The 15533-nt window shown below is 67.1% G+C and carries 17 protein-coding genes; 4 read left to right on the plus strand and 13 right to left on the minus strand.

The features are described from left to right. Window positions 1-162 precede the first annotated feature (162 nt). Window positions 163-1341, plus strand: coding sequence for an A/G-specific adenine glycosylase (gene mutY / locus ACREYQ_RS01985; RefSeq protein ID WP_432259133.1), 1179 nt, complete (start codon window positions 163-165; stop codon window positions 1339-1341). A 19-nt stretch (window positions 1342-1360) separates the two neighbouring features. On the opposite strand, the gene ACREYQ_RS01990 is transcribed toward mutY, so the two are convergent. The 11 genes from ACREYQ_RS01990 to ACREYQ_RS02040 all read right to left on the minus strand — a co-directional run bounded on the left by ACREYQ_RS01990 (window position 1361) and on the right by ACREYQ_RS02040 (window position 10859). Beyond that, complete coding sequence (locus ACREYQ_RS01990) at window positions 1361-2020, minus strand: LON peptidase substrate-binding domain-containing protein (protein ID WP_432259134.1); 660 nt, start codon at window positions 2018-2020, stop codon at window positions 1361-1363. A gap of 82 nt (window positions 2021-2102) precedes the next feature. Then, window positions 2103-2987 carry an RNase adapter RapZ gene (gene rapZ / locus ACREYQ_RS01995; RefSeq protein WP_432259135.1) on the minus strand — a complete coding sequence of 295 codons (885 nt, stop codon included), beginning with the start codon at window positions 2985-2987 and terminating at the stop codon, window positions 2103-2105. A gap of 108 nt (window positions 2988-3095) precedes the next feature. After that, a complete protein-coding gene (locus ACREYQ_RS02000; protein WP_432259136.1) occupies window positions 3096-3473 on the minus strand; it encodes a PsiF family protein in 378 nt (125 codons plus the stop codon). A 161-nt stretch (window positions 3474-3634) separates the two neighbouring features. Further along, window positions 3635-4606 (minus strand): HPr(Ser) kinase/phosphatase, encoded by a 972-nt coding sequence (hprK, locus tag ACREYQ_RS02005; RefSeq protein WP_078195188.1) that lies wholly within the window; start codon window positions 4604-4606, stop codon window positions 3635-3637. A gap of 80 nt (window positions 4607-4686) precedes the next feature. Further along, entirely contained in the window at window positions 4687-5142 is a 456-nt protein-coding gene (locus tag ACREYQ_RS02010; RefSeq protein ID WP_078195189.1) for a PTS sugar transporter subunit IIA, read from the minus strand. Between the two features lie 421 nt (window positions 5143-5563). After that, window positions 5564-5914, minus strand: a complete 351-nt coding sequence (hpf, locus tag ACREYQ_RS02015; protein ID WP_010814386.1) for a ribosome hibernation-promoting factor, HPF/YfiA family — start codon at window positions 5912-5914, stop codon at window positions 5564-5566. 48 nt (window positions 5915-5962) lie between these two features. Next, window positions 5963-7444: an RNA polymerase factor sigma-54 gene (locus ACREYQ_RS02020; protein WP_432259137.1), complete on the minus strand. Its 1482-nt coding sequence runs from the start codon at window positions 7442-7444 to the stop codon at window positions 5963-5965. A gap of 135 nt (window positions 7445-7579) precedes the next feature. After that, window positions 7580-8380: an LPS export ABC transporter ATP-binding protein gene (gene lptB, locus ACREYQ_RS02025; protein ID WP_432259138.1), complete on the minus strand. Its 801-nt coding sequence runs from the start codon at window positions 8378-8380 to the stop codon at window positions 7580-7582. 57 nt (window positions 8381-8437) lie between these two features. Further along, entirely contained in the window at window positions 8438-9085 is a 648-nt protein-coding gene (lptA, locus tag ACREYQ_RS02030) for a lipopolysaccharide transport periplasmic protein LptA (RefSeq protein ID WP_432259139.1), read from the minus strand. A 120-nt stretch (window positions 9086-9205) separates the two neighbouring features. Further along, entirely contained in the window at window positions 9206-9835 is a 630-nt protein-coding gene (gene lptC / locus ACREYQ_RS02035; RefSeq protein WP_432259140.1) for an LPS export ABC transporter periplasmic protein LptC, read from the minus strand. A 40-nt stretch (window positions 9836-9875) separates the two neighbouring features. Then, window positions 9876-10859 carry a KpsF/GutQ family sugar-phosphate isomerase gene (locus tag ACREYQ_RS02040; protein WP_432259141.1) on the minus strand — a complete coding sequence of 328 codons (984 nt, stop codon included), beginning with the start codon at window positions 10857-10859 and terminating at the stop codon, window positions 9876-9878. A gap of 141 nt (window positions 10860-11000) precedes the next feature. On the opposite strand from ACREYQ_RS02040, the gene ACREYQ_RS02045 reads away from it, so the two are divergent. Next, window positions 11001-12980 carry a monovalent cation:proton antiporter-2 (CPA2) family protein gene (locus ACREYQ_RS02045; protein WP_432259142.1) on the plus strand — a complete coding sequence of 660 codons (1980 nt, stop codon included), beginning with the start codon at window positions 11001-11003 and terminating at the stop codon, window positions 12978-12980. A 20-nt stretch (window positions 12981-13000) separates the two neighbouring features. Here the strand turns inward: ACREYQ_RS02045 and ACREYQ_RS02050 are convergent, their stop codons facing one another. Together ACREYQ_RS02050 and ACREYQ_RS02055 are read right to left on the minus strand one after the other, a co-directional pair. Continuing rightward, the gene (locus tag ACREYQ_RS02050) at window positions 13001-13375 is read right to left on the minus strand and encodes a ribbon-helix-helix domain-containing protein (RefSeq protein WP_432259143.1); all 375 of its coding nucleotides are present in this window, start codon (window positions 13373-13375) and stop codon (window positions 13001-13003) included. Window positions 13376-13476: 101 nt separating this feature from the next. Continuing rightward, window positions 13477-14055: a DJ-1/PfpI family protein gene (locus ACREYQ_RS02055; protein ID WP_432259144.1), complete on the minus strand. Its 579-nt coding sequence runs from the start codon at window positions 14053-14055 to the stop codon at window positions 13477-13479. Between the two features lie 203 nt (window positions 14056-14258). On the opposite strand from ACREYQ_RS02055, the gene ACREYQ_RS02060 reads away from it, so the two are divergent. Then, window positions 14259-14831, plus strand: a complete 573-nt coding sequence (locus ACREYQ_RS02060) for an adenine phosphoribosyltransferase (protein WP_432259145.1) — start codon at window positions 14259-14261, stop codon at window positions 14829-14831. A 43-nt stretch (window positions 14832-14874) separates the two neighbouring features. Further along, window positions 14875-15486: a LysE family translocator gene (locus ACREYQ_RS02065; protein WP_432259146.1), complete on the plus strand. Its 612-nt coding sequence runs from the start codon at window positions 14875-14877 to the stop codon at window positions 15484-15486. Window positions 15487-15533 lie beyond the last annotated feature (47 nt).

The raw sequence follows: 15533 nt of genomic DNA on the forward strand, positions 1-15533 counted from the left end.
GCAGGGGGTGAGGGCAGGCGCTGGCATACCGACACGCGTCACTTCGTTGACGCGCCCGCCCTCACCCCAACCCTCTCCCGCAAGCGGGAGAGGGAGCACCCAGGCAGTGACTGCAGAGTCTGCAGCAATTGCTGGCGCCGCGTACTACATCGTCTTCCCCACATGCCCCGCAAACCAGCCCCCCGCACCGTCCCCGCCATGCCCGACGACATCCGCGTGCCGCCCGACTTCGGCGCGCGCGTGGTCGACTGGCAGCGCCGGCATGGCCGGCACGACCTGCCGTGGCAGAACACGCGCGACCCGTACCGCATCTGGCTGTCGGAGATCATGCTGCAGCAGACCCAGGTGAGCGCGGTGATCGATTATTTCCAGCGCTTTGTAGCGCAGCTGCCCACGGTGCAGGACCTGGCCGCGGCGCCTGCCGACCAGGTGATGGCGCTGTGGGCGGGCCTGGGCTATTACTCGCGCGCGCGCAACCTGCACCGCTGCGCCATGCAGGTGGTCAGCGAGCACGGCGGCTGTTTCCCGACGGATCCCGCGGTGCTGGCCACGCTGCCAGGCATCGGCCGCTCCACCGCGGCGGCGATCGCCGCGTTCAGTGCCGGCGTGCGTTCGCCGATCCTGGACGGCAACGTCAAGCGAGTGTTCGCGCGCTGCTTCGGCATCCATGGCCATCCGGGCGAGCGCGCGGTGGAAACGCGCATGTGGCAACTGGCAGAGGTGGCCTTGCCGGCGCCCGGCCCGCGCCAGGCCGAGGACATGATCGCCTATACGCAGGGGCTGATGGACCTGGGCGCCACGGTGTGTTCGCGCGGCAAGCCGGCCTGTCTGGCCGACGCCGGCGCGTGCCCGCTGTCGGCCGGTTGCGTGGCGCGCCGTGACGGGCTCACCGGCGTGCTGCCCACGCCCAAGCCGCGCGCCGCCATCCCCGAGCGCAGCACGGTGATGCTGCTGGTGCGGCGCGAGCGCGAAGTGCTGCTGCGCCTGCGCCCGGGCAGCGGCATCTGGGGCGGCCTGTGGAGCCTGCCGGAGATGCCGGTCGACACCGTGCCCTTCGATGCGGACGCCGCCGAGGCGGCGGCGCTGGACTATGCGCGCGCCTTCGGCAAGCCCGCGCGCGCCACGCTGACCGGGGAGCTGACCCATGTGTTCACGCACTTCCGCCTGCTGATCCGTGCCATCCGGGTCGATGTGAGCGCCGACGGCGCAAGCCTGATGGTGCAGGACAGCGCCGGGGAAGCCGCGCAACGCTGGCTCTCGCTCGACGATCTCGATGCCGTGGGGACGCCCGCGCCGGTGCGCCGGCTGCTGGAAGACCAGGCCCGCGGCGGGTTGTTCTGACCGTGACGGAAAACCGCGGCTAGAGCATGTGGTTCTGGCGCATATAGCGGTGCACGATCTCGACGCGCATGCCCGCGTCGGGCAGCGCCATCAGCATCTGCTTGGCCTTGAGCGGCACCGGCAGCAACTCGCACAGCCGGTTGGCCACCCAGCTCGGGTCGTCCCAGAGGTAGGGCTCGTCGAACGGCAGGCGGTCGGGTTGCTCGGCATGCAGCCGCGTGACAATGCGCCGCAGCGCATCCAGGCATTCGCCCAGCAGTTCCAGCTTGCAGTCGATGATGTCGGGGGGGAGGACTTCGGCGCGTGCCACCAGCAGGCCGTCGTCGCGGGTCTCATGGCTGACGATATGGAAACGCTCGCGGCCGCGCGCGCGGATCAGCAGCACGCCGAGCTGCTCCATGTTGCAGTCGACGATCTCGGCCAGGCAGCCGACCAGTTCGGGCACGGTGGGCTGGTCCGGGCGGGCCACTTCCTCGCCGCTTTCGATCAGGCAGACGCCAAAGGGCGTGCTGTCGCGCAGGCAGTTGCGCACCATGTCGACATAGCGCGCCTCGAACACGCGCAATGGCAGCCGTCCACCGGGAAACAGCACCGTGTGCAAGGGGAACAGCGGCAGGTTGTCGAGCGTCCGTGGCGGAGCTTCTGATGCCGTGGGACGGTAGAGGTCGGTCGAGGACATGCAGTGCCAGCTTGGGTATCGCGCAGCAAAGGGCCGACAGGCCGACGCCGCGTGCGGATGCCAGTGGGCAGTCGCGCCTGCGTCAGCCCGCCGGTGCGAGCTCTCGGTGTCTCACCAGCACATTACCATGCGCCCGGAAATAGTTGGCGAGCCTTTCCGCAATATAGACCGAGCGATGCTGGCCGCCGGTGCAGCCGATGGCCACGGTCAGGTAGCTGCGGTTGTCGGCAATGAAACTTGGCAGCCACTTTTCGACGTAGGCGCGGATATCCTCGGCCATTGCCAGGACCATTGGCTGGGCCTGCAGGAAGTCGATCACAGGCGTGTCGCGGCCCGTCAGCGGGCGCAGTGCCAGGTCGTAATAGGGGTTGGGCAGCGAGCGCACGTCGAACACCATGTCGGCATCGCTGGGCACGCCGTGCTTGAAGCCGAACGACTCGAACAGCAGCGTCAGGCGCTGGCTGTCTTCGCGGATCAGTTCCTTGATCCAGCTGCGCAGCGTATTGGTGCGCACATTGCTGGTGTCGATACGGTGTGCGGCCTCGGCCAGCGGACTGAGCAGCGCGCGCTCCATCTCGATCGCTTCCATCAGCGCGGTGTCGTTGAAGGCAGGTTCGCCCCCCGGGCCCGTCACACCGTCGGTGCGCACCGACAGCGGATGGCGGCGGCGCGTCTCAGAGTAGCGCTGCACCAGGGCATCGGTGCTGGCAGTCAGGAAGATCACCTCGACCTGGTGCTCGGCCGCCAGTGCGCGCACGGTGTCCGGCAGCTGGTCCAGGGATTCGCGGCTGCGGATGTCAGTGGCCACGCCCAGGTGCGTATAGCCCTGGCTGTCGAGATAGCGGGTCAGTTCAGGGATGAACTGGGCCGGCAGGTTGTCCACGCAGTAGTAGCCTGCATCTTCCAGGACGTTCAGTGCGACGGACTTGCCGGAACCGGATATGCCGGTGATGAGGATGATGCGCATAGCACCTGAAGCATAGCATCAGGTGCCGGCTGCGTCATGACAGTGCGTTGACAAGCAAAAATGGCGAACCTCCCGGTTCGCCATTGCTTCTGCAGCTTGTGCCGCCGCTCAGGCCGACTTGGACAGGCAATCCTTCATGTAGGCCTTGTACTCGTCGCCCTTCTTGCCCTTGCCCGACTTGCTGCAGGAGGCCATTTTCTCCTGCTGGGTCTTGGGTACCCCGGCCTTGGACAGGCATTCCTTCATGAACGCCTTGCGTTCGTCGCCCTTCTTGCCGGAGGCCTGGGTATTGCAGGCCTTCATCTTGTCCTGCTGGGCGTTGGCCGCGGGCTTGTCCGGGGTAGCCGGCGTGGCGGACGTGGCGGGTGCGGCAGGCATTGCCGGGGCCGTTGCCGCCGGCTTGGCCGGCGTGGCGGCGGTCTGCGCAAAAGCGCTGGCCGCGATCATTGGGGTGACCAGCGCGCACATCGCGATCAGTTTCTTCATGCTTGCTCTCCTCGGGGTGGAAAACTCCATGGCCGCGCGCCATTGCCGGCGTTGCAGCTTCCGTAACGGGCGTGATGCCCATTACAGCACAAAACGGAGCATGCCTGAGAAAAGTTGACGTTTTGCGTCCGTCCCGTTGTAAGCAATTGAAAACGCCGGGCTTACAGCAGGCGGCCCTGGCCGCGCGACACGACGTCGGCCTGCATGGCGGCGCGCTGGCGGTCCATGAAGTCGCGCAGCGTGTCGATGCCGCGCAGGCGCAGGATGGTGTTGCGCACGGCGGCCTCGACCAGCACGGCGAGGTTGCGGCCGGCCGCCACCTGGATCTTGACCATGTGGATCGGCAGGCCCAGCACGTCCAGGTACTGCGAATCGAGCGGCAGCCGCTCGAACTCGCCGTCGTTGCGCCGCACCAGCTGCACCACGAGCTTGATCTTCATCTTCCGCCGCACCGCGGTCTCGCCGAAGATGGTCTTGATATCGAGCAGGCCCAGGCCGCGCACTTCCAGCAGGTTCTGCAGCAGCGGCGGGCAGCGGCCCTCAATGAAATCCGGCCCCAGCCGGACGAAGTCGACCGCATCGTCGGCCACCAGCCCGTGGCCGCGCGAGATCAGTTCCAGGCCCAGTTCGCTCTTGCCCAGCCCCGATTCCCCCATGATCAGCACGCCCATGCCCAGGATGTCGAGGAACACGCCGTGCATAGTCACGCGCGGCGCGGAGATGCGCGACAGGTACAGGCGCAGGTGGTCGATCACCGCCGCCGACGATACCGGCGTGGTGAACAGCGGCGTGGACGAGCGCGTGCAGCGCAGTTCCAGGTCGGGTGGCGGCTCCATGCCGTCGGCGATCACCAGGAAAGGCGGCTCCAGCAGGATCAGCTCGCCCATCTGGCGCTTGCGGGTCTCGTCGTCCAGGCGCTGGTAGTAGGTGATCTCGGGTTTGCCGAGCACCTGGATGCGGTTCGGGTGGATCAGGTTCAGGTGGCCCACCAGGTCGGCGGCGGAGGTGGCTTCGCGGGCGAACTCCACGTCAAAGGCGCGGTCCGCGCCCTCCAGGCCGGCCACCCACGAGAGTTTGATGTCGGCTGCGTTGTCGTCGAAGATGGACTGGGAGGTGACGCCGGTGAGTTCCATGCGGGATGACTGGTAGGGCGGTGTGCGAAGCGCGTGGCGCCTGCCCGGTCTGTGCCGGCCCGCTTTGGGGGATCAGAGGATCAGGGGTGCCATGCGATCAGCAACTCGTGCACGGCATCGGGCGTGGGCAGCGTCGCCAGCCCTTCGCGCATGTCGCGGTCCGAAAGCAGTTGCGCGATCTCGGACAGGATTTCCAGATGCTGCTGCGTGGCCTGTTCGGGCACCAGCAGGAAGATCAGCAGCGATACCGGCTTGCCGTCGGGCGACTCGAACGGAATCGGCTCGGCCAGGCGCATGAAGGCGGCCAGGGGATGCTTCAGTCCCTTGATGCGGCCATGCGGGATCGCCACGCCGGCGCCCAGGCCGGTGGAGCCCAGCGACTCGCGCGCAAACAGGTTGTCGGTCACGATGGCGCGTGCCACGCCATGGTTGTTCTCGAAGAGGAGCCCGGCTTGCTCGAACACACGTTTCTTGCTGGTGACGCTGACGTCGAGATTGATGTTGCCGGGTGGCAGCAGTTTGGCCAAACGATTCATGGGCGATGCGCAGGATTTCAGTTAGCGGGCGGATCGTTCCGCCGGGCAGGGGGCTGGCTCCGGGCTGCCCCTGGCCTGGCCGGAGGCGTTCGGCCCATTATAGAGCAGCGGCCACCCTCGCATTGTGCAGTGCAGCGGAGCAAGCTGGTGCAGAACGATACATGGCGATGCAATCGTGCCTCCGGGCCGGGAGCCGTCGCACCGATGCAGGGCGCGGCCAGGATTCCCTCTCTTTGTATGGCGCAGCATACACCTTGCCGCCGCGCTTGCGAACACCCTTGCTCATTCGGGTGAAAAGCGTTTGCTCCGGCGCCACAACCTGCCGTGGCGCCACGCATGGGCGCAAAAAAGCCGCGCTTCGTGGCGCGGCTTGCCTGGTCAATCCTGATTCAGCAGCCCTCTTCGGGGCCGCCGGGCACGGTCATTGCTGCATCTGCGCTGCGGCCATCTGGTACTTGACCGCTTCGCGGTCGTGGCCTTGCACGCGATCCTTGTAGCGGATCACCTGACGGTCCAGCTTGTCGACGAGTGCGTCGATCGCTGCATAAAGGTCTTCGTGATGCGCCTCGACAAAGATGTCCTTGCCCTTGAGATGTAGATTGATTTCTGCGTACTGACGCCGGTCCTTTTCCTTGTGATTGTCGACAGAGAGCAGCACGCTAACGCCAATGACCTGATCGAAATGCCTGACGATTCGCTCCAGCTTCGTTTCCACGTACTCACGCAGAGGGGGCGTGATGTCCAGGTGGTGTCCACTGATCTTGAAGTTCATAGCGCTTCTCCTTCTGAAAGAGCCTCACCAGGCAGGCGGTGGGCTCGGCTACAAAGACTTGCGGAGATTGACTGCGGGGATCTTCAGGGCCTCGCGATACTTGGCAACGGTGCGTCGTGCGACAACGAAGCCTTGCTCACCCAGCAGTTCGGCGATGCGACTGTCGGAAAGGGGATTCCTCGGGTCTTCGGCTCCTATCAGTTGCTTGATCAAGGCGCGGATGGCCGTTGATGAAGCCGCGCCACCGGTTTCGGTGGACACGTGGCTGCCGAAGAAGTACTTCAGTTCGAAAGTACCCATCGGCGTTGCCATGTATTTATTGGTCGTCACCCGGGAGATGGTTGACTCGTGTAATCCCAGTGTATCGGCAATCTCCCGCAAAACCAAGGGGCGCATGGCGATTTCACCGTGGGTGAAAAAGTTCTTTTGACGCTCGACAATGGCTTGCGAGACACGCAGGATCGTATCGAACCTTTGCTGGATGTTCTTGATCAGCCAGCGTGCCTCCTGCAGTTTCTGCTGCAACCCCGCGGTGCCGGTTTCCCCTTTTGCGCCACGCAGGATTTGTGCATACATATCGTTGATGCGCAGCCTCGGCATCACATCCGGGTTCAGCTGCGCGATCCAGCCGCCGCCGCTCTTGCGCACGAACACGTCCGGCACCACGAAATCGGCTTCCGGGCGGCTGTAGGCATGGCCCGGGTAGGGCGCCAGGGATCGGATCAGGTCGTGCGCGGCCTTCAGCGCCACTTCATCGACCTGCAGCGCCTTCTTCAGCCGCGTGTAGTCGCGTACTGCAAGCAACTCCAGGTGATTGGTGACGATATTCAGCGCCAGGTCGCGCTGCGGGTGGGTCAGGCGGCGCAATTGCAGCACCAGGCACTCGGCGGCATTGCGCGCGCCCACGCCCGGCGGGTCGAAGCTCTGCAAGAGCGTCAGGATCGCATGGACTTCGTCGAGCTCGAATTCGAGTTCTTCGGGCAACTCCGCGCAGATCTCTTCAAGCGAGGCGCTCAGGTAGCCATCGTCGTCGAGCGACTCGATCAGGAAGATGGCCAGGCCCTTGTCGCGCGCCGAGATCTTCAGCGGCGTCAGCTGCTCCATCAGGTATTCGCGCAGCGTGGGCTCGGCCTCGCGCAGCTGCATCGGCGTCTTTTCGTCCTCGTCGCCTTGCGGGCGGCGGGCGAAGTCGTCCAGGCTCCAGTCACTGCTGCCGTAGTCGTCGCCGCTGTTGTTATCGCCAAAGCTGTCGTCGTCACCCGCGCCGTCGGCGCGGGCGTCGCCATTGCCCTGCGGTTCGGCGGGGGCGGGCGCGGGTGCGCTCTGGACGTTGACCGAGCCATCGGCGGCCACGCGCAGCGGGCTCTCGATCCAGTCGTTCTCACGCTCGAGCAGGGGGTTTTCCGTCAGGGCCTGTTCGACTTCCTGCTGCAGTTCCAGCGTGGAAAGCTGCAGCAGCCGGATCGACTGTTGCAGCTGTGGGGTGAGCGCCAGGTGCTGGGAGAGGCGGAGCTGTAGCGACGGTTTCATGCGACCTATTTTATGCGCATCTTTCCGATGTTGGAACGGAAATTGCTATCGCTGATGGGTCGTGATCGCCGCTGGCTGTGGCGCGTCCGCGCGCGCCCCGCCGGAATGCCTGCCCGCCAGGGGCAGGCCGTCATGTCACATGCGGAAGTTCTCGCCCAGGTAGACGCGCCGCACGGCGTCATTGGCGATGATGTCCTCGGGCTGGCCTGCGGCCAGCACCGCGCCTTCACTGATGATGTAGGCGTGGTCGCAGATGCCGAGCGTCTCGCGCACGTTATGGTCGGTGATCAGCACGCCGATGTTGCGCGCCTTGAGGAAGCTGACGATGCGCTGGATTTCGCCCACGGCGATCGGATCCACGCCGGCGAAGGGCTCGTCCAGCAGGATAAAGCGCGGCGACGACGCCAGCGCGCGCGCAATTTCCACGCGGCGGCGCTCGCCGCCCGACAGCGACAGCGCCGGGTTGTTGCGCAGGTGCGCGATCTGCAGGTCGTCGAGCAGCGCATCCAGGCGGCGCTCGATCTCGGCCTTGGCCAGCGGCTTGCCCTTGTCCAGCTGCAGTTCCAGCACCGCGCGGATGTTCTCTTCGACGTTGAGCTTGCGGAACACCGAGGCTTCCTGCGGCAGGTACGACAGCCCCATGCGCGCGCGCTCGTGGATCGGCAGGCCGCTGATATGGTCGCCGTCGAGCACGATATCGCCCTCGTCCAGCGCCACCAGGCCCACGATCATGTAGAACGACGTCGTCTTGCCCGCGCCGTTGGGGCCGAGCAGCCCGACCACTTCACCGCTTTTCACGTCGAGCGAGACGTCCTTGACCACCGTGCGCGAGCCATAGCGCTTCTTCAGGTGGCGCACGACCAGCGTGCTGCCGCCGGGAAGGACGGTGGAGGCTTCGACGGAAGGCTTGTCGGCGATGGTTGCGGTATCGGTCATGGGCACAGTCAGGCGTTCGGGCGTTTCAGGCGCGGGCGGGCAGGTCCGCGCCCGGCGTCATGGTTTGTTGGCGGGCGCGGGGGCCGGCTTCAGGTCCAGCGGCGAGCCGCCGCTGCCCGGGGTGCCGGCTTTCGGGTCCTGGCGCGGCGACAGCACCGCACGCACGCGGCCGGACGAATTGGCGGCCGCGGCGTCGCCGCTGCCGCCGGCAGCCGTGTAGAACTCTTTGCGGCTGTCGTAGGTCAGCACCGCGCCGCGGATCTCGTCGAGTTGCTTGGCACCCTGCAGGCGCGCCATGCGGGCATTGCCGATCAGCTTGGAGAATTCCTGCTTGCCGTCGTATTCGATGCGGTCGCCCCAGCCGTCGATGTATTCGTCGACGCCTTCGCGCTTCTGCCGGATATAGGCCTGCTTGCCCGGCTTGGCGGTGGCCACCGCGAACTGGTAGCCCTCGGGGTCGGTGCGCAGTTCGGCGGCGTCGGACCTCAGAATCATGGTGCCCTTGGTCAGCACCACGTTGCCGGTCAGGGTATAGATCTGCTTGACGTCGTCGTAGCTGGCGTTGTCCGCCTCCAGCACCATCGGCTTGTCGCGGTCCGCGCGCTCGGCAAGGGCAGGCTGGGCCAGCAGGCCGAAGGCCATGGCCAGCGCGAGCAGGGCCGGGGCGGTGCGTCGACGGGACGAAGTCGTCAGGGAAGCGGTCATGTTGGCAGGGTTGCTTGAGGGCGTCGGGATACGTGGTGGCGCGCTTTCACGCGGGTTTGCACGGGTTCGTGCCGGCCGGCACGCTCCGGCGCCGCATGCGCGGCCCGGCAAGGCCAGGGTTCAGGACCCCGGCGCGCGGGCCGGCGACGGGCCGGTGACGATGGTGCCGCGTACATTGCCGAGCAATTGTACTTCGCGGGTGACGTTGTTGAAGATCAGGCCGTTGGCAGTCATCACCGAGGGGCCGCGCGTGAGCTTGACCGGCTTGTCGGTCTTGACGATGTCGTCGTTGACCAGCAGCTGGAAGTAGCTCGATGCCGCGGTCAGCTGCGGATCCCTGGACGCGTCCGCGCCCTGCTGGCGCAGCACGAAGCCGTTGCCGTACAGGTCGATCACCGAGCCTTCGGCGTTCATGCGGCCGAGGTCGGCGCGGGCGGTCACCGGCGGGCGCTCCGGCTCATACGCGCGCATGGCGGGACGCGTGACCTCGTAGGTCTGATCGTCCTCGAAATGGACCATGCGATCGCCGGTGAAGCGGATCTTGGTGCTGCCGTCAGGCGCCAGCTCGGTGGCCGAGAAGCCGTCCATGAAGTAGTCAGGCTCGTGCTTCTTGGCGCTGTTCGCGGCTTGCTCTTCCTTGGGGGAGTTGATCTGGACCAGCCAGAACGTGCTGCCCGCCACGATGGCCATCAGCAGCAGCGGCAGCAGCCGCATGACGATGCCGCTGAGGGAGGCGAGGAGTGCCTGCATGGTGTCCTTGGCGTTGTGCCTGGTTGCCGGGCGCGCCCGCTCAGATGACCTTGGCGCGCGTCAGGTCGTGGATATGCAGCGCCCCGGTCAGGCGGCCGCTGTCATCCACCACCAGCAACTGGTTGATGCGGTTGGCTTCCATCACCTGCACCGCTTCGACGGCCAGCTGGTTCTCATTGACCGCATGCGGGTTGCGGTGCATGACCTCGCCGATGGGCACGGTCTTCCAGTCGCGCGGGGTTTCCAGCAGGCGGCGCAGGTCGCCGTCGGTGAACACGCCGATGGCGTGCCCGTCCGGGTCCACCACCGCGGTCATGGCCATGCCCTTGCGGGTGATTTCCATCAGCGCCTGGGCCAGCGGCGTGTTCTCACGCACCTCGGGCACGGCGTTGCCGGTGCGCATCACGTCGCGCACATGGGTCAGCAGCTTGCGCCCGAGCGCGCCGCCGGGGTGCGAGCGGGCGAAGTCTTCCTCGCCGAAACCGCGCGCGTCCAGCACCGCCACCGCCAGCGCATCGCCCAGCGCCAGCGCTGCGGTGGTGCTGGCCGTGGGCGCCAGGTTCAGCGGGCAGGCTTCTTTCTCGACCGCCGCGTCCAGGTGGACGTCGGCCAGCCTGGCCAGGTTGGAGTCGGGGTTGCCGGTGACCGAGATCAGCCGCGCGCCGATGCGCTTGACGATCGGGATGATCGACAGCAGCTCGCCGGTCTCGCCCGAATTGGAGAAGGCGATCAGCACGTCGTCGCGCGTGACCATGCCCAGGTCGCCGTGGCTGGCTTCGGCCGGGTGCACGAAGAACGCCGGCGTGCCGGTCGAGGCCAGCGTGGCCGCGACCTTGCGCCCGATATGGCCGGATTTGCCGATGCCGGAGACGACCACGCGCCCGGTGCATTGCAGGATCAGCTGCACGGCACGGGCAAAGTCGCCGTTCAGGCGTGCGGAAAGTGCGGAAACCGCGTCGGCTTCCGTCTGGAGAGTGTCGCGGGCGAGCCTGAGTGCTCGATCCGCATCGAAATTGGCTATCATGGCGACGAAGTATACCAACGAATGCGATGGCGCCTGGCCCGACCCATGGCGCACATCGTGCTTGCAGTGCTCGCCGTATCTTGCCGGCAGGGCGCCCGTGCCGGGTCGGACGCGCGCCTGGCCGGTCACCCTGACCGCCTGATGCATTCTCCGCTGGAACTGACCCTGGTGCTGCTGGCCGCCGCCGTTTTCGGCGTGGTCGCATTCCGCATGTTGCAGCTGCCGCCGATGCTGGGCTACCTGGCCGTCGGCATCCTGATCGGCCCGCATGCGCTGGGGCTGGCCAGCGACACCGCGCAGACCAAGTACCTGGCCGAATTCGGCGTGGTCTTCCTGATGTTCTCGATCGGGCTGGAGTTCAACCTGAGCAAGCTGCGCTCGATGAAGCGGCTGGTGTTCGGCATGGGCGGCTCCCAGGTGGTGCTGTCGATGCTGGCGGTGGTGCCGGCCAGTTGGGCGTTCAACTGGCTGTTTCCGATGTCCTGGCAGGCCTCGGTGGCGCTGGGCGGGGCGCTGGCGATGTCTTCCACCGCGATCGTCTCCAAGATGCTGTCCGAGCGCATGGAGCTTGAGAGTGAGCACGGCCGCAATATCATCAGCATCCTGCTGTTCCAGGACCTGGCGGTGGTGCCGCTGCTGATCGTGATCCCGGCGCTGTCGCGCGACCCGGGCGACCTGATGGCGGCGCTGGGCCTGGCCACGCTCAAGATCGTGGTGGCCCTGGGCGCCATCTTCTTCCTTGGCCAGCGCCTGATGAGCCGCTGGTTCCATGTGGTGGCGGCGCGCCGCTCGCAGGAACTGTTCATGCTGAACCTGCTGCTGGTGACGCTGGGCATGGCGGCGCTGACCGAGCGGCTGGGCCTGTCGATGGCGCTGGGCGCCTTCATGGCGGGCATGCTCATCTCCGAGACGCCCTACCGCCACCAGGTGGAAGAAGACATCAAGCCGTTCCGCGACGTGCTGCTGGGGCTGTTCTTCGTCACCATCGGCATGCTGCTCAATATCCGCGTGGTGCTGGACCACGCGTGGCTGGTGCTGGCGCTGCTGGTAGTGCCGATACTGTTCAAGCTGTTGCTGATCTCGGTGCTGGCGCGGGTTTTCGGCTCGCGCCAGGGCGTGGCCATCCGCACCGGGCTGGGGCTGGCGCAGGCGGGCGAATTCGGTTTCGTGCTGCTCAACCAGATCGACGGCCTGAACCTGGTCGACCCGGTGCTGATCCAGGTGATCCTGGCGTCGATGCTGTTGTCGATGCTGGCGGCGCCGTTTCTGATCCAGTACAGCGACGCCATCGTGCTGCGCTTTGCCGCCAACGAATGGCTGATGCAGTCGCTGAACATGACCCGCATCGCCGCGCAGAGCCTGCAGACCGAGAAGCACGCCATCATCTGCGGCTTCGGCCGCAGCGGGCAGAACCTGGCGCATATGCTGGAGCGCGAGGGCATCAACTATGTGGCGCTGGACCTGGACCCCGACCGCGTGCGCGAGGCCGCCGCCGCCGGCGATACCGTGGTCTACGGCGACGCGGGCCGGCGCGAGGCGCTGATCGCCGCCGGCATCCACCGTGCCGCCGCGCTGATCGTCACCTATGCCAACACGCCGTCGGCGCTCAAGGTGCTGCACCATGTCCAGGAAGTGGCGCCCGCGCTGCCGGTGATCGTGCGCACGGTGGACGATTCAGAACTCGACACGCTGCAGAAGGCCGGCGCCACCGAAGTGGTGCCCGAGATCATCGAGGGCAGCCTGATGCTGGCCTCGCACGCGCTGGTGCTGCTGGGCGTGCCGATGCGCCGGGTGGTGCGCGGCGTGCAGCAGGCGCGCGACGCGCGCTACAGCCTGCTGCGCGGCTACTTCCACGGCCGCGACGATGACGAGGACATGGTCGAGCGCGATTCGGTGCGGCTGCATTCCGTGTCGCTCGGGCCGCAATCGACCGCGGTGGGGCGGCGCCTGAGCGCGCTGGGGCTGGAGCGCATCGGGGTAGAAGTCACCGCCGTGCGCCGGCGCGGCATCCGCGCCTTCGACCCGCAGCCCGAGACCGTGCTGGAACCAGGCGATATCGTGGTGCTGCGCGGCCCTTCCGAGGCGCTGGAGGCCGCGGAAACGCGCATCCTGAACGGCTGAGCCAGGCCGGTGCGGGCGCGTCAGTGGGGACGCGCCTCGACCCAGGATTCCGGCAGGTTGTCCAGCACGGCGCGGGCGTCCAGCGAGCGGATCGGCACGCTGGTGTCGGCCGGGATGCGGCCTTCGCCCTGCAGCATCAGGTAGCGCAGGCAGCACACGCGCAGGAAGGACGAGAAATTGCCCGCCACCGCCTCGCTGCCGCGATGCTCGGTCAGCTCATCGTACAGGCGGGTGATCAGCTGGTTGACGGTCATGCCGTCGCGCTGCGCCAGTTCTTCCAGTACTTCCCAGAACAGGCTTTCCAGCCGGATGCTGGTGGCCACCCCGTGCAGGCGCAGCGAGCGCGACTGGCTCTGGTACGACGCCGGATTGGCGCGGATAAAGATTTCACACATGGATGCTCCCGTGCGGGCGGCGCTGCCGGAGGCATGTGCATGGCTCGCCGCATGTGAGCGAGCCGTGCCTTCACGCGTGGGGGCGCCGCGTGCGGAAAGCTCTAATGTACGATCCGCGTGCCCAGCAGGGCAAGGAACTGCGCCAGCCAGGCCGGATGCGCGGGCCAGGCCGGGGCGGTGACGAGGTTGCCGTCGGTATGGGCCTGGTCGACCGGGATATCGGCATAGGTGCCGCCGGCCAGCTTCACCTCGGGCGCGCACGCCGGGTAGGCGGAGCAGGTCTTGCCTTCCAGCACGCCCGCCGCGGCCAGCAACTGGGCGCCGTGGCAGACCGCGGCGATCGGCTTGTCGGCCTGGGCGAAGTGGCGCACGATCTCCAGCACGTGCGCGTTCAGGCGCAGGTATTCGGGGGCGCGGCCGCCGGGGATGACCAGCGCGTCGTACCCGGCCGGGTCGATCTCGGCAAAGGTCGCATTCAGCGTGAAGTTGTGGCCGCGCTTCTCGGTGTAGGTCTGGTCGCCCTCAAAGTCGTGGATCGCGGTGGCGCAGGCGCCGCCCGCCTGCTTGTCGGGGCAGACCGCGTGGACGGTATGGCCGACCATCTGCAGTGCCTGGAACGGCACCATGGTTTCATAGTCTTCGGCGTAGTCGCCCACCAGCATCAGAATCTTCTTTGCCATTGCGGTCTCCTGTATGGTTACGGGTGTCCGGCGGGTGCCGGACGCGGCAGGCCGGCCCAGGCAGCCTGTGCGGCCGGCAAGGCCATTGTGCTGGCGGCCCCGGCGGCGCGGGTGGTAACTGGTTACCGCGTGCGCCTGACCCTGGATACGTCCCCCTTTTCTACTGGCGCGCCACGTCGCGCGCCTACCGTTTGCAGACCCCTATGGCAGATTCCATCATCCAGTCCCCCGAACTCGGCGACGTCACCGGCTACCTGCGCGAGCGCATCCGGACCGTGCCGGACTGGCCCATGCCGGGCGTGATGTTCCGCGACATCACCCCGCTGCTGCAGAACCCCAAGACCCTGCGCGTGCTGATCGATGTCTTCGTGCACCGCTACATGGACGCGCAGCTCGACCTGGTCGCGGGCATCGATGCCCGCGGCTTCATCCTGGGCGCGATCGTCGCGTATGAACTGAACCTGGGGTTCGTGCCGATCCGCAAGAAGGGCAAGCTGCCGTTCCAGACCGTGGCCGAGGAGTATGAGCTGGAATACGGCAGCGCCACCGTCGAGATCCATGCCGATGCCTGCAAGGCCGGCGACCGCGTGCTGCTGGTCGACGACCTGATCGCCACCGGCGGCACCATGATGGCCGGGCGCAAGCTGCTGGAACGCCTGGGCGCCACGGTGGTGGAGGGCGCCGCCATCGTCGACCTGCCCGAACTGGGCGGCTCCAGGCTGCTGCAGGATGGCGGCCTGCCGCTGTTCACCGTGTGCAAGTTCGAGGGGCACTGAGCCGCGTTGACAGACCCGCAAGATTTCCACGCAAGGAGACCCCATGCCTGACCTGCTGCTGTTCCTGCTGACTTCAATTGCCGTCACCGTGGCCCCCGGGCCCGACAACCTGCAGGTGCTGGCGCGCGGCATGGCGCAGGGACGGCGCGCCGGGCTGGTGGCGGCGCTGGGCTTTTCGGTCGGATGCCTGTTCCATACCATGATCGCCGCGGTGGGGCTGGCGGCGGTGCTGCGCTCGTCGCCGCTGGCGTTCCAGCTGATCAAGTACGCCGGCGCGGCCTACCTGATCTGGATCGGCATCCAGGCGCTGCGCGCGAAGGGCGGGCTGGCGCAGGGCGGCGAGGTCGATGCCGTGCCGCTCGCGCGCGTGTTCCGCCAGAGCGTGCTGGGCAACATGATGAACCCCAAGGTGACGCTGTTCTTCCTGGTGTTCCTGCCGCAGTTCGTGCGCGCCGATGCCGCGCACCCGGGGCTGCAGTTCCTGCTGCTGGGCGTGGTCTTCATGCTGCAGACCGCGGTGGTGTTCTCGCTGTTCGGGCTGTGCGCGGGCTGGCTGGGCGCCTGGCTGCGCCGCCGCCCGGCCACCGGCCGCTGGCTGGACCGCGCCGCGGGGGCGATCTTTGTCGGGCTGGGGATCAAGGTCGCGCTGCCCTGAGCGCCCCCGCTTGCGCGTGTGAGGGCTTGTCCGCGGGTGCTGCGCCG

The organism is Cupriavidus sp. TMH.W2, from assembly GCF_050847365.1.
GTDB lineage: Bacteria > Pseudomonadota > Gammaproteobacteria > Burkholderiales > Burkholderiaceae > Cupriavidus.